Source organism: Mesorhizobium sp. M0189, from assembly GCF_040322135.1.
In the GTDB taxonomy this organism is placed as follows: domain Bacteria; phylum Pseudomonadota; class Alphaproteobacteria; order Rhizobiales; family Rhizobiaceae; genus Mesorhizobium.
The window spans coordinates 1-12,313 of sequence record NZ_JAMYSW010000019.1 but is presented as its reverse complement, the minus strand read 5'-3'; the positions used below and the strand labels follow the sequence as shown (position 1 = coordinate 12,313).

The window sequence follows — 12,313 nt, the reverse complement described above, 5'->3', positions numbered from 1 at the left end:
CACCGGGATTTCCCCTTGTCATCGCCGCTACCGGCACCATCCTGACAAGTTCAGAATCAGTTTCATCGGAGTTTTTCATGCCGCTTCTGCTCAAAGGGTCCTGCCGGTGCAATGCCGTGCGTTTCGAGGTGGAAAGCCACACGCCGGTGCCGTTCATGCTGTGCTACTGCTCGATCTGCCGCAAGCAGCAGGGCGGCGGCGGTTTCGCCATCAATCTCGGCGCCGATTACGAGACGCTGAAAATCGAGGGCAAGCGCCATCTCGGCGTCTACCGGGCCGAGATCGAGGACGACGAGCACCCGCAACGCGAGATCTCGACGGGCGAACGGAGCTTCTGCACGAAATGCGGGACGGCACTCTGGCTCTACGATCCAACCTGGCCGGAGCTGGTGCATCCGTTTGCCTCGGCAATCGACACAAACCTGCCGAAGCCGCCGGAGAAGGTGCATCTGATGCTGAAATACAAGGCGAACTGGGTCGAGCCCGATATCGGCAAGGGCGACAAGGTCTTCGATGTCTACCCGGAAGAGTCGATCGCCGACTGGCACAAACGAACCGGGATGTGGGTGGATTAGCGTTTCTTCTCCCCGTTCGCTATCGCGTATGGGCAAGCGCCCCCTCACCCGGATTGCCAACCGAATTGCGAAGGGCAATCCGGGGCAATCCGACCTCTCCCCGAGGGGAGAGGAAGTCGCCCAGCGCTGGCGCCAGCCTCTTCTCCCCATCGGGGAGAAGGTGGCCCGAAGGGCCGGATGAGGGGGCGGCGAAGGAAAAGCCTTAGGCCGAAGCGCGCGCCTCGGCCAGTGCCTTCAGATCGGCAGGCTTCAATTCGACCGATTCGCCGCAGCCGCAGGCCGAGCTCTGGTTCGGGTTGCGGAAGGTGAAGCCGGTGCGCAGCGTCGTCTGCTCGAAATCCATCTCGGTGCCGAACAGGAAAAGCGCTGCCTCAGGCGCGACATAGACGTGGGCGCCGTCGCGCTCGATATGATCGTCCTTAGTGTTGGGCTCGGTCACCAGGTCGACCGTATATTCCATGCCGGCGCAGCCGCCCTTCTTGATGCCGAGGCGAATGCCATGCGCATTCTCACGGGTCGCGACGATCTCGCGCACCCGGTCGGCAGCCTTTTCGGTCATCGTGATGACGGCAAAGCGTCCCATTCTTTCCTTCTCCATTGCGCGCAGGTTCAAGGTCTGCCGAATGATTCCTCACCTAAAATGGTGAAGTTTTGTACCCGGCGCAAGTGCGCCAGCCTTTGGCTGGTCGGATGCTAGTACCACCCCACCGCTACCTGTGCCTCTTCCGACATGCGGTCGGGCGACCAAGGCGGGTCGAAGGTCATGTTGACCTCGACGCCGGAAACGCCTTCGACGGCGCCGACGGCGTTTTCGACCCAGCCCGGCATTTCACCGGCCACCGGGCAGCCCGGCGCGGTCAGCGTCATGTCGATCTTGACCGAGCGGTCGTCCTCGATGTCGATCTTGTAGACGAGGCCGAGCTCGTAGATGTCGGCCGGGATTTCGGGGTCATAGACCGTCTTCAGCGCCGAGACGATGTCGTCTGTCAGCCGCGCCAATTCGTCGGCGGGGATTGTCGATCCGGAAACCGCCGCATTGGTCGTCGTTTCCGAATTGGTCTCGGCGGTGTGGCTGGCATCATCCATGGTCGTCACCCGAAGAACTTTCGCGCCTTTTCCAGCGCATCGGCCAAAGCATCGACTTCGGCCCTGGTATTGTACATGCCGAACGACGCCCTGCATGTGGATGTTACGCCGAAGCGTTTCAACAGCGGCTGGGCACAATGCGTGCCGGCGCGCACCGCCACGCCCTGCCGGTCGATGACCATCGACACATCATGCGCGTGGATGCCCTGCAGCTCGAACGAGATGATGGCGCCCTTGCCAGGCGCATCGCCGAAGATGCGCAGCGAGTTGATGGCGCGCAGTTTTTCATGCGCATAGTCCTTCAGATCGGCCTCATGGGCGGCGATGCGCTCGCGTCCGATCTTTTCCATGTATTCCAGCGCCGCACCCAGCCCGATCGCCTGGACGATCGGCGGCGTGCCGGCCTCGAAACGGTGCGGCGGGTCGTTGTAGGTGACGATGTCTTGCGTCACCTCCTCGATCATTTCGCCGCCGCCCATGAACGGGCGCATCCGCTCCAGAATATCCTTCTTGCCGTAGAGCACGCCGATGCCCGACGGGCCATAGACCTTGTGGCCGGTGAAGACGAAGAAATCGCAGTCGAGATCCTGCACGTCGATCGGCATATGCACGGCGCTCTGGCTGCCGTCGACCAGCACCGGAATGCCGCGGGCGTGCGCAATGCGCACGATCTCCTTGATCGGCGTGACCGTGCCCAGCGCATTTGACATATGGGTAATGGCAACCAGCTTGGTGCGGTCGGTCAGCCGTTTTTCGAATTCCTCGATGTGGAAGACGCCGAGATCGTCGACCGGCACCCAAACCAGTTTTGCGCCCTGCCGCTCGCGGATGAAATGCCACGGCACGATGTTGGAGTGGTGCTCCATGATCGACAGCACGATCTCGTCGCCTTCGCCGATATTGGGCATGCCGAAGCCATAGGCGACGGTGTTGATCGCCGCCGTGGTGTTCGAGGTGAAGACGATGTTGTCGGTGCTCGGCGCGTTGAGAAATCTCTGTACTATCTTGCGCGCGTTCTCATAGGCGTCGGTCGCGGCGTTCGACAGGAAATGCAGGCCGCGATGGACGTTGGCGTATTCCTGGGAATAGGCGTGCTGGATGGCGTCGAGCACAGCCTGCGGCTTCTGCGCCGAGGCGCCATTGTCGAGATAGACTAGCGGTTTGCCGTAGACTTGCCGCGACAGGATCGGGAAGTCGCGGCGGATCGCCTCGACGTCGTAGGGAATGTTTTCGACTTTCTGGTCCATCACAAGCTCTCTCGAGGCATCGCCTCATTCCGTCCAGCACCCCTCGGCCAATTCTACCCGTGCGTCAAAAACCAATCGTCGAGCCGTCGTTCCAGCGCCTCGACGATGGCCTCGTCGTCCAGTTCCTCGATCACTTCGGCGACGAAGGCCTTGACCAGCAGGCCGCGCGCGGTCTTCTCGTCGATGCCGCGCGCCATCAGGTAGAACAGATGGCTGTGGTCGATCTCGGTGACGGTCGCGCCATGGCCGCAAACGACGTCGTCGGCGAAGATTTCAAGCTCCGGCTTGGTCGAAAACTCACCGTCGTCCGACAACAGCAGCGTGTTGCAGGCCATCTTGGCGTTGGTCTTCTGCGCATATTGGTGGACGTTGATACGACCCTGGAAGACGCCGCGCGCCTTGCCGGTCACCACGTTGCGGATGACTTCGGTCGAGGCGGTGTGCGGCACGGCATGGTCGAGCACCATGGTGACGTCGGTATGGGTGTCGCCGGCCAAAAGATTGATGCCGCGCAGCGTGAAGTCGGCGCCCTCGCCGGTCGTCCTCACGACGACCTCCTGGCGCACCAGCTTGCCGCCGGCATTCATGACGAACAGCGTCAGTTTCGAATTCTTGCCGAGATGCGCCTTGAACTGGGCGAGATGTGTTGCCGTATCCGGCTGCTCCTGCACGATGAGCCATGTCACTTCGGCGCCCTCGCCAAGCACAAGCTGGCTGACCGAGCTGACCAGCGCCGCCCCCTCGCCCGCCTGGCGCTCGACGATGACAGCCTTGGCGCCGGCACCGACGCGGACGGCCAGGCGTACATGCGTCTGTCCACCGGCCTGCAAATTCTGCAGCTCAAGCGGCTTTTCCAGTTCGGCACCGTCGGCGATGTCGACGAAATAGCCGTCGGCGACAAAGGCGGTGTTCAGCGCGCCGATCGCGTCATCGGTGCCATAGGGATCCAACCCCGGCGCGATGCTGCCGTCGGTCAGCTTCTCCGACAGGCGCTGTACGGCGACGCCTTCGATATCGGGCAGTTTCGCGCTCGAAACCCCGTTCAGGACCGGCAAAACCGAGGAGTCTTCGACGATCGGCGCAATGGCTTTCGCGACCGCTGCCGGATCGAAGTCCGGCACCGAGGTCAGCAGCCGGCGCAGGTCCGTATAATGCCAGGATTCGATGCGCCGCGTCGGCAGGCCGCCCTTGATCGCCTCGATGGCGTCGTCGCGCTTCAGCATCACCGCGCCGTCGCCGGGCAGCAGCGACAGCCGCTCGCCAAAGGCGTCGATCAGCGCCGTTTCGGCCAATGTTCGCTGGGGTGTCGTGTGCATGTTCATCAGTATCGCCTTGTTTGGCTTGCCTTCCGGGCCTGCTGGCATCTCACGCGGCTTGCCCGATCACGCCGGCATAGCCATTGGCCTCGAGGTCGAGCGCCAGCGACTTGTCGCCCGACTTGATCACCTGGCCTCTGTAGAGCACGTGCACCGTATCCGGCACGATGTATTGGAGCAGGCGCTGGTAGTGGGTGATGACAACGATGGCCCGGTCCGGCGAGCGCAGCGTGTTGACGCCGTCCGCGACGATCTTCAGCGCATCGATGTCGAGGCCGGAATCGGTCTCGTCGAGGACGCACAGTTTCGGCTCGAGCAGCTTCATCTGCAGGATCTCGGCGCGCTTCTTCTCGCCGCCGGAAAAACCGACATTGAGCGGCCGCTTCAGCATCGCCATATCCATGTTGAGCGAGGCGGCCGCTTCCTTCACGCGCTTGAGGAATTCCGGGATCTTCAGCGGTTCCTCGCCGCGCGCCTTGCGCTGCTCGTTCATCGCCACTTTCAAAAATTCCATCGTCGCCACGCCCGGTATCTCCATCGGATACTGGAAGGCGAGGAAGATGCCGGCGGTTGCGCGCTCGGCCGGATCCATTTCGAGGATCGACTGGCCGTCATAGAGGATATCGCCCTCGGTGACCTCATAGTCCTCGCGGCCGGCGAGGATATAGGACAGCGTTGACTTTCCCGAGCCGTTGGGACCCATGATAGCGGCAACCTCGCCGGCCCTGACCGTCAGGTTCAGGCCGCGGATGATCTCGGTGCCGTCATCGACGATGCGGGCGTGCAGGTTTTTTATCTCAAGCATTTTTTCTTTTTCCTGAAAATTCTTATCCGGTCAGCCGACCGAGCCCTCGAGGCTGATGCCGATCAGCTTCTGCGCCTCGACCGCGAATTCCATCGGCAGCTGCTGGATGACGTCCTTGACGAAGCCGTTGACGATCAGCGCGATCGCCTCTTCTTCCGGGATGCCGCGCTGCATGACGTAGAACTTCTGGTCGTCGGAAATCTTCGAGGTGGTCGCCTCATGCTCGAACTGCGCCGTCGAATTCTTGGCTTCCATGTAGGGCACGGTGTGCGCGCCGCACTGGTCGCCGATCAGCAGTGAATCGCAGTTGGTGAAGTTGCGGGCGTTGGTCGCCTTGCGGTGGGCCGAGACCTGGCCGCGATAGGTGTTCTGCGAAAAGCCGGCGGCAATGCCCTTGGAGATGATGCGGCTGGACGTGTTCTTGCCGAGATGGATCATCTTGGTGCCGCTGTCGACCTGCTGATAGCCGTTGGAGACCGCGATCGAATAGAACTCGCCGCTGGAATCGTCGCCGCGCAGGATGCAGCTCGGATATTTCCAGGTGATGGCGGAGCCGGTCTCGACCTGCGTCCACGAAATCTTCGAGCGATGGCCGCGGCAGTCGCCGCGCTTGGTGACGAAATTGTAGATGCCGCCCTTGCCCTCGGCGTCGCCGGGATACCAGTTCTGCACCGTCGAATATTTGATCTCGGCATCGTCGAGCGCGATCAGCTCGACCACAGCGGCGTGAAGCTGGTTTTCGTCGCGCTGCGGCGCTGTGCAGCCTTCGAGATAGGAGACGTAAGCCCCCTCCTCGGCGATGATCAGCGTGCGCTCGAACTGGCCGGTGTTCTTCTCGTTCATGCGGAAATAGGTCGACAGTTCCATCGGGCAGCGCACGCCCTTGGGGACGAAGACGAAGGAGCCGTCGGTGAACACCGCCGAATTCAACGTTGCGTAGAAATTGTCGGAGGTCGGCACGACCGAGCCGAGATATTTCTTCACCAGCTCCGGATGCTCGCGGATCGCTTCCGAGATCGAGCAGAAGATGACGCCGGCCTGCGCCAGCTCCTTCTTGAAGGTGGTGACGACGGAGACCGAATCGAACACCGCGTCGACAGCGACACGGCCCGACTTGTAGACATTGTCGCTGGCTTCTTCGAGCTCCGAGGCATCGGTCTTCTGCACGCCGGCGAGGATCTCCTGTTCCCTGAGCGGAATGCCGAGCTTCTCGTAGACCTTCAGCAGTTCGGGATCGACGTCGCTGAGCGAGGTCGGTCCGGGCGTGCTCTTGGGCGCCGCGTAATAGTAGAGGTCCTGAAAATCGATCTTGGGATAGTGGACGCGCGCCCATTTCGGCTCGTCCAGCGTCAGCCAGCGGCGATAGGCTTCCAGGCGCCATTCCAGCATCCAGGACGGCTCGTCCTTCTTCGCCGAAATGAAGCGGATAATGTCTTCACTCAGGCCCTTGGGGGCCTTGTCCATCGCGATTTCGGTCTGGAATCCGTATTTATACTGGTCGACATCGATCTTTCGAACTCGATCGATCGTCTCCTGCACAGCAGGCATCAGCGTTCTCCATCCACGCCGGGGTCAAGGCCCGGCAGTTTTCAAACTATGGCACCGCAAGCGAGCACCCCTGGGCACCCGAAGTGGCGTAAGTTTCATATAGTGCGTTCATGCCGGAAATTCACCCGGCCAAATGCGAACGCACGGCTCTACCAGGCCGTAAGGCCCAAATGTCACGTTGCCGCGCTCAGGCGGCCTTTTCCCTGTTTGCCCGCCGCGCGACGATCGTCGCCAGCGCCGAACGGAACAGCTCGATGTCTTCAGCGCCGGTCGCGTGACCGATCGACACGCGCAACGCGCCAAGGCTGTCGCCATAACCCATGGCCTTCAGCACGTGACTAGGCCCGACCTTGCCCGATGAACAGGCCGATCCGGCCGACAGCGCCACACCGGCCAGGTCGAAGGCGATCTGCGCCGTCTCGGCCTTGATGCCGGCAATAGCGAAGAATGTGGTGTTGGCAAGCCTTGGCGCGCCGGTCCCGAAGAATTCGGCATCCGGAACCAGCGTTTTCACGATCGCCTCGATTTCGTCGCGACGTTGCCGCACCGCATCGATCGTTTGCAAGCCGGCAAGCGCCTCACGCGCCGCCGCGCCAAACCCGGCAATCGCCGCCAGGTTTTCGGTGCCGCCGCGATGGCCCTTTTCCTGGCCGCCGCCGCTGACCAGCGGCTTCGGCATCATCAAGTCCGACGCCGCGACAATGGCGCCGACGCCCTTGGGGCCGCCGATCTTGTGCGAGGAGAGAATCAGATAATCGGCGTAACCCGTTGACATATCGAGCGGAATGCGGCCGGCCGCCTGCACGGCATCGACCACCAGGATGCCACCCGCCGCCTTGACGATTTCAGCAATGCGGCCAACTGGCTGGATCACGCCGGTCTCGTTGTTGGCGGCGTGGATGGCTACCAGCGGCAAGCCGTCGGCCTTGTCATGCGCACCGAGCGCTGCCGCCAAGGCGTCGAACCTGACGATGCCATCGGCGTCGACGCCGATCCGCGTCAGCTGCGCGGCCGGGAAGCGCCCGCCATTCAGCAGGCAAGGATGATCGGCCTCGGACACGTAAAGCCGGCTCATGCGGATGGCGCCGCGCCCCATCTGCCAGTCCGGCGTCAGCAGCGTCGAGGCCGCTTCCGTAGCGCCGGAGGTGAACACGACATGCTCTGTTTTGGCGCTGACCAGTCGTGCCAGGTCGCGCCTAGCATCCTCGATCAGCCGCCGTGCAGCGCGGCCCTCGGCATGGACCGAGGACGGGTTGGCGGCGACGTCGAGCGCAGCGACCACGGCCGCGCGCGCCGAGGCAAGCAGCGGCGCGCTGGCGTTGTAGTCGAGATATGCGCGTGCTCCGGCCATTTCCGTCCAACTGGTCCCTTCAAAAGCCGTTTCGCGAAGATAGCGCGTTATTTCCTTGAAATTGCAAGGCAAGACGTCCTATTTACGCGGCTTGCGGCGCGGGTGGCCGAGCCACAGTTTTTGGCCGCCCAGTTTTGAACAATTCTAAACTAGCTTCTAGAAAGACGCTCGCCCTGCGTCAAGGCCAGAGGAAAAGTTGTTCCGGGCGCCGCGCAATTTATGCCAAGTGGAGTATTTCATGCCTGAGGTCATTTTCACCGGTCCGGCCGGCCGCCTGGAGGGTCGTTATCAGCCCTCGAAGGAAAAGAGCGCGCCGATTGCCATCGTCCTGCACCCGCACCCCCAGTTCGGCGGCACGATGAACAACAAGATCGTCTACGACCTCTTCTACATGTTCCAGAAGCGCAATTTCACCACGCTGCGCTTCAATTTTCGCGGTATCGGCCGCAGTCAGGGCGAATTCGACCACGGCACCGGCGAGTTGTCTGACGCCGCCGCGGCGCTCGACTGGGTGCAGTCGCTGCATCCAGATTCCAAGAGCTGCTGGGTCGCCGGCTATTCGTTCGGCTCGTGGATCGGCATGCAGCTCTTGATGCGCCGGCCCGAGATCGAAGGCTTCATCTCGATCGCGCCGCAGCCCAATACCTATGATTTCTCGTTCCTGGCGCCATGCCCGTCGTCCGGCCTGATCATCCATGGCGACGCCGACAAGGTCGCGCCGCCAAAGGACGTGCAGGGCCTGGTCGACAAACTGCACACGCAAAAGGGCATCACCATCACCCAGAAGACCTTGCCCGGCGCCAACCATTTCTTTGCCAACCATGCGGAGCTTTTGATCGAGGAATGCGCGGACTATCTCGATCGCCGGCTGGCCGGGGAGCTGTCCGACCCACGGCCGAAGCGGCTGAGATAGTCGGCGATGTACCAACCGCCTCACTTCCAGGAAACACGGCCGGACGTCCTGCACGGGCTGATCCGGGCGCATCCGCTTGGCCTGCTGGTGTCGAACGGCACCGAGGGGCCGGTCGCCAACGCAATTCCCTTTCTTCTAGACGCCGATGTGCCGCCGAACGGCAGGCTGCGCGCCCATTTGGCCAAGGCCAATCCGCAATGGCGGCTTTTGGCCGACAATCCCCTGGCGCCGGTGCTGGTCGTCTTCCAGGGCGCCGATGCCTATGTGACGCCGTCCTGGTATGAGACCAAGCGTGAAACCGGCAAGGTGGTACCGACCTGGAACTACGCCATCGTCCAGGTGCGCGGCATCGTCAAGGTGATCGAAGACCAGGATTGGTTGGCCGAGCAGATTTCCGATCTGACGATGTCGCAGGAGGGCAATCGCGCGGCGCCGTGGGCGGTGACCGATGCGCCGGCCCCCTTCATCCAGTCCCAGATCAAGGGCATTGTCGGCCTGGAGATCGCGATCACCGAAATCAGCGGCAAATGGAAAGTCAGCCAGAACCGGCCGGCCGCCGACCGCGTCGGCGTCGCCGAGGGGCTCGAGAGCGAGACCGTCAACTCGGCCGATATGATCGAACTGGTAAGGTCCTACGGCGGGCTGGACGGCAAGTAATCTCGATCGGCTTAGGCCGGTTGCGGGCTCAATCGACCTTGGTCATCGCCGCCTTGCGCTCGTTGGCGATCAGCCAGAGATTGCGGATATAGATCAACAGGCCCATGGCCTGGCCGGCGATGAACACCGGATCCTGACGCTGGATGGCGTAGATCAGCAGCAGGCCGCCGCCGAACAGCGAAAAAAACCAGAAGGCGATCGGCACGACACTGCGCTTGGCCTTTTCCGACGCCACCCACTGCACCAGAAAGCGCATGGTGAAGAAGAACTGGGCGACGAAGCCGAGCAGGACCCAGGCATCGAATTGCTTGACGAAAACATCGTGAAGCCAGGTCGCCAATTCCTGAAGCACGTTACCCATGCCTGATTTCCTCTACTTTGGGCATTCTGCGGCGCCTGCGGCGCAGCCACCAGACGCCGGCAAGATCGAGCACGCCCTGCAGGCCGCGATCGAAGATGCCGTAATTCGATTTGCCGTGGCGGCGGGAGCGGTCGACGACGTCGCAATGGACGACGCGGTAGCCCTCCTGGATGACCAGCGCCGGAACAAAGCGGTGGGTGCCGTCGAAGAACGGCAATTTCCTCAAAATATCGGTATGGATCGCCTTGAGGCCGCAGCCGGTATCCCGCGTCTCGTCATGCAAGATGGCCTTTCTCAGCCCGTTGGCGAAACGCGACGCCAGCTGCTTGATCTTGCTGTCGCGGCGCTTCAGACGCTGTCCCTGCGCAGCCCCGACGTCGGGACCAGCCTGCCGGAGCGCGTCGATCAACACTGGGATATAGCCGGGATCGTTCTGGCCGTCGCCGTCGATGGTGGCGATGATATCGCCGCGCGCTGCCCAGGCGCCCGAGCGTACCGAGAGCGACTGGCCGGCGGATTTCGCATGCCTGAGGTGGCGCAGCGGAAACGCGCGAAGCGCCGCCTGAGCGGCAAGGACCGAAGGCGTGTCGTCGGTCGAGCCATCGTCGACGACGATGACCTCGAAGTCGCGCCCAGCCATGGCAGCGCCGATCTCGTCGAGCAGAAGCGGCAGGTTCGCCGCCTCGTTCCGGCAAGGAATGACGATGGATATCTCCGGCATCTCGACTCTGTCACAGGATATGGCATTCGATCGATGCCGCGCGGTCCAGCGGATGAGGCCCGCTGGTGCGGCGCCTCATTACGCCAGCCGAAACGAGGACGCAAGCAGGCGCGCCGGAAGTGAAGGATGATCGCTTCAGGTTTGGATGGCCTCTCACGTTACCCGTTCCGGGGAGAGCCGCTTGTCTCGCGACGCGCGGCTCTCCCTTCTCCCTTGTGGGAGAAGGTGTCGCCGAAGGCGACGGATGAGGGGTGCTCCAGCTTGGCACCAACCGCGCTCTGTCCAGCACCCCTCAACCGTCTTGGCGCTGCGCGCCAGTCCACCTTCTCCCACAGGGGAGAAGGGAAGAGGGCGCGCTAAAACCGGATTCCACTTTTGCTGATCGCGCTTGAGTGCTAAACGCCCGCCTTCATGCATAGCCGAGCCACGTTCGGCCGGAAGCCTTTCAGGAAAGAAAAATGTCCGCCTTCAAATCCGATTTCCTGCGCACGATGAGCGAGCGCGGTTTCATCCACCAGACCTCGGACGATGCCGCCCTCGACCAGCTTTTCGCCACGGAAACGGTGAGCGCCTATATCGGCTTCGACGCGACCGCCAGGAGCCTGCATGCCGGGTCGCTGATCCAGATCATGATGCTTTACTGGTTGCAGCAGACCGGCCACCGGCCGATCGCGCTGATGGGCGGCGGCACCTCGATGATCGGCGATCCGTCGTTCAAGGACGAGGCGCGCAAGCTTTTGACGCCGCAGGACATCGAGAACAATCTGGCCGGCATCCGCCGCAACTTCATTCCCTACCTCAAATTCGGCAGCGGCCCCAACGACGCCGTCATGATCAACAATGCCGACTGGCTGATGGATATCAACTACGTCAATTTCCTGCGCGATGTCGGCAGGCATTTTTCGGTCAACCGCATGCTGGCCTTCGATTCGGTCAAGCTCCGGCTGGACCGCGAGCAGTCGCTGTCGTTCCTCGAATTCAACTACATGATCTTGCAGGCCTACGACTTCGTGGAGCTCTACAAGCGCCTCGGCTGCCGGCTGCAGATGGGCGGCTCCGACCAGTGGGGCAACATCGTCAACGGCATCGATCTCGGCCACCGCATGGAAGGCGCGCAGCTTTATGCGCTGACGACGCCGCTGCTCACCACTTCGTCCGGCGCCAAGATGGGCAAGTCGGCCTCGGGCGCGGTCTGGCTCGATGCGGAGATGTTGAGCCCGTACGAGTTCTGGCAATATTGGCGCAATACCGAGGATGCCGATGTCGGCCGTTTCCTGAAGCTCTACACGACCTTGCCGCTCGCCGAGGTCGCGCGCCTCGAACGGCTCGGCGGCTCGGAGATCAACGAGGCCAAGAAGATCCTCGCCACCGAAATCACCGCCATGCTGCATGGCCGCGAGGCGGCGGAGGAGGCCAGCGAAACGGCGCGCAAGACATTTGAGGAAGGCGCGCTCGCCGAAACACTGCCGACCGTCGAGGTGGGCAGGGCCGAGCTCGAAGCCGGCGTCGGAATATTGTCGCTGTTCGTCACCGCCGGGCTGGCTGGGTCAAACGGCGAGGCGCGGCGGCATATCCAGGGCGGCGCCGTGCGCCTCAACGACCAGCTCGTTGCCGACGATCGCAGGATGGTGACGCTGCAGGATATGGGCCTGGAAAATGTCGCAAAGCTGTCGCTCGGCAAGAAGAAGCACGTTCTGGTGCGGCCGGTTTGACGCGCAACCGTTGGTGCCGGC

Annotated in this window: 13 protein-coding genes; 4 read left to right on the top strand and 9 right to left on the bottom strand. The window is 62.5% G+C overall.

What is annotated here, in order from left to right; translation table 11 throughout:
• Positions 1–77 precede the first annotated feature (77 nt).
• Positions 78–575 carry a GFA family protein gene (locus NKJ09_RS26565; protein WP_352495794.1) on the top strand — a complete coding sequence of 166 codons (498 nt, stop codon included), beginning with the start codon at positions 78–80 and terminating at the stop codon, positions 573–575.
• Positions 576–777: 202 nt separating this feature from the next.
• Here the strand turns inward: NKJ09_RS26565 and sufA are convergent, their stop codons facing one another.
• The 7 genes from sufA to NKJ09_RS26530 form a co-directional block, all read right to left on the bottom strand.
• Positions 778–1,158, bottom strand: a complete 381-nt coding sequence (gene sufA / locus NKJ09_RS26560) for a Fe-S cluster assembly scaffold SufA (protein WP_006206001.1) — start codon at positions 1,156–1,158, stop codon at positions 778–780.
• A 110-nt stretch (positions 1,159–1,268) separates the two neighbouring features.
• The gene (locus NKJ09_RS26555) at positions 1,269–1,661 is read right to left on the bottom strand and encodes an SUF system Fe-S cluster assembly protein (RefSeq protein WP_023717362.1); all 393 of its coding nucleotides are present in this window, start codon (positions 1,659–1,661) and stop codon (positions 1,269–1,271) included.
• Between the two features lie 5 nt (positions 1,662–1,666).
• Complete coding sequence (locus NKJ09_RS26550; RefSeq protein WP_352495793.1) at positions 1,667–2,908, bottom strand: cysteine desulfurase; 1,242 nt, start codon at positions 2,906–2,908, stop codon at positions 1,667–1,669.
• Between the two features lie 53 nt (positions 2,909–2,961).
• Complete coding sequence (sufD, locus tag NKJ09_RS26545; RefSeq protein ID WP_352481178.1) at positions 2,962–4,230, bottom strand: Fe-S cluster assembly protein SufD; 1,269 nt, start codon at positions 4,228–4,230, stop codon at positions 2,962–2,964.
• A gap of 43 nt (positions 4,231–4,273) precedes the next feature.
• Positions 4,274–5,029 (bottom strand): Fe-S cluster assembly ATPase SufC, encoded by a 756-nt coding sequence (gene sufC / locus NKJ09_RS26540; protein WP_023717359.1) that lies wholly within the window; start codon positions 5,027–5,029, stop codon positions 4,274–4,276.
• A gap of 30 nt (positions 5,030–5,059) precedes the next feature.
• The gene (gene sufB / locus NKJ09_RS26535; RefSeq protein ID WP_023717358.1) at positions 5,060–6,577 is read right to left on the bottom strand and encodes a Fe-S cluster assembly protein SufB; all 1,518 of its coding nucleotides are present in this window, start codon (positions 6,575–6,577) and stop codon (positions 5,060–5,062) included.
• A gap of 187 nt (positions 6,578–6,764) precedes the next feature.
• Positions 6,765–7,928 carry a cysteine desulfurase family protein gene (locus NKJ09_RS26530; RefSeq protein WP_352495792.1) on the bottom strand — a complete coding sequence of 388 codons (1,164 nt, stop codon included), beginning with the start codon at positions 7,926–7,928 and terminating at the stop codon, positions 6,765–6,767.
• 238 nt (positions 7,929–8,166) lie between these two features.
• On the opposite strand from NKJ09_RS26530, the gene NKJ09_RS26525 reads away from it, so the two are divergent.
• Together NKJ09_RS26525 and NKJ09_RS26520 are read left to right on the top strand one after the other, a co-directional pair.
• Entirely contained in the window at positions 8,167–8,841 is a 675-nt protein-coding gene (locus NKJ09_RS26525; protein WP_023717356.1) for an alpha/beta hydrolase, read from the top strand.
• 6 nt (positions 8,842–8,847) lie between these two features.
• Entirely contained in the window at positions 8,848–9,498 is a 651-nt protein-coding gene (locus tag NKJ09_RS26520; RefSeq protein ID WP_352495791.1) for an FMN-binding negative transcriptional regulator, read from the top strand.
• A gap of 28 nt (positions 9,499–9,526) precedes the next feature.
• On the opposite strand, the gene NKJ09_RS26515 is transcribed toward NKJ09_RS26520, so the two are convergent.
• Together NKJ09_RS26515 and NKJ09_RS26510 are read right to left on the bottom strand one after the other, a co-directional pair.
• Positions 9,527–9,859, bottom strand: coding sequence for a lipid-A-disaccharide synthase N-terminal domain-containing protein (locus NKJ09_RS26515; RefSeq protein WP_023674681.1), 333 nt, complete (start codon positions 9,857–9,859; stop codon positions 9,527–9,529).
• Entirely contained in the window at positions 9,852–10,580 is a 729-nt protein-coding gene (locus NKJ09_RS26510) for a glycosyltransferase family 2 protein (RefSeq protein ID WP_352495790.1), read from the bottom strand. Before NKJ09_RS26510 ends, NKJ09_RS26515 begins: the two co-directional genes overlap by 8 nt.
• A 458-nt stretch (positions 10,581–11,038) precedes the next feature.
• Here NKJ09_RS26510 and tyrS point away from each other — a divergent pair, with 458 nt between their 5' ends.
• Positions 11,039–12,292, top strand: a complete 1,254-nt coding sequence (tyrS, locus tag NKJ09_RS26505) for a tyrosine--tRNA ligase (RefSeq protein ID WP_352495789.1) — start codon at positions 11,039–11,041, stop codon at positions 12,290–12,292.
• Positions 12,293–12,313: the final 21 nt, after the last annotated feature.

What these genes read in the sequence shown, in the direction of transcription:
- NKJ09_RS26555 (WP_023717362.1), bottom strand. Translation starts at nt 1,661, where the DNA reads ATGGATGATGCCAGCCACACCGCCGAGACCAATTCGGAAACGACGACC.
- sufD (WP_352481178.1), bottom strand. Translation starts at nt 4,230, where the DNA reads ATGAACATGCACACGACACCCCAGCGAACATTGGCCGAAACGGCGCTG.
- NKJ09_RS26565 (WP_352495794.1), top strand. Translation starts at nt 78, where the DNA reads ATGCCGCTTCTGCTCAAAGGGTCCTGCCGGTGCAATGCCGTGCGTTTC.
- sufC (WP_023717359.1), bottom strand. Translation starts at nt 5,029, where the DNA reads ATGCTTGAGATAAAAAACCTGCACGCCCGCATCGTCGATGACGGCACC.
- NKJ09_RS26520 (WP_352495791.1), top strand. Translation starts at nt 8,848, where the DNA reads ATGTACCAACCGCCTCACTTCCAGGAAACACGGCCGGACGTCCTGCAC.
- NKJ09_RS26530 (WP_352495792.1), bottom strand. Translation starts at nt 7,928, where the DNA reads ATGGCCGGAGCACGCGCATATCTCGACTACAACGCCAGCGCGCCGCTG.
- NKJ09_RS26515 (WP_023674681.1), bottom strand. Translation starts at nt 9,859, where the DNA reads ATGGGTAACGTGCTTCAGGAATTGGCGACCTGGCTTCACGATGTTTTC.
- NKJ09_RS26510 (WP_352495790.1), bottom strand. Translation starts at nt 10,580, where the DNA reads ATGCCGGAGATATCCATCGTCATTCCTTGCCGGAACGAGGCGGCGAAC.
- sufB (WP_023717358.1), bottom strand. Translation starts at nt 6,577, where the DNA reads ATGCCTGCTGTGCAGGAGACGATCGATCGAGTTCGAAAGATCGATGTC.
- tyrS (WP_352495789.1), top strand. Translation starts at nt 11,039, where the DNA reads ATGTCCGCCTTCAAATCCGATTTCCTGCGCACGATGAGCGAGCGCGGT.
- NKJ09_RS26550 (WP_352495793.1), bottom strand. Translation starts at nt 2,908, where the DNA reads ATGGACCAGAAAGTCGAAAACATTCCCTACGACGTCGAGGCGATCCGC.
- sufA (WP_006206001.1), bottom strand. Translation starts at nt 1,158, where the DNA reads ATGGGACGCTTTGCCGTCATCACGATGACCGAAAAGGCTGCCGACCGG.
- NKJ09_RS26525 (WP_023717356.1), top strand. Translation starts at nt 8,167, where the DNA reads ATGCCTGAGGTCATTTTCACCGGTCCGGCCGGCCGCCTGGAGGGTCGT.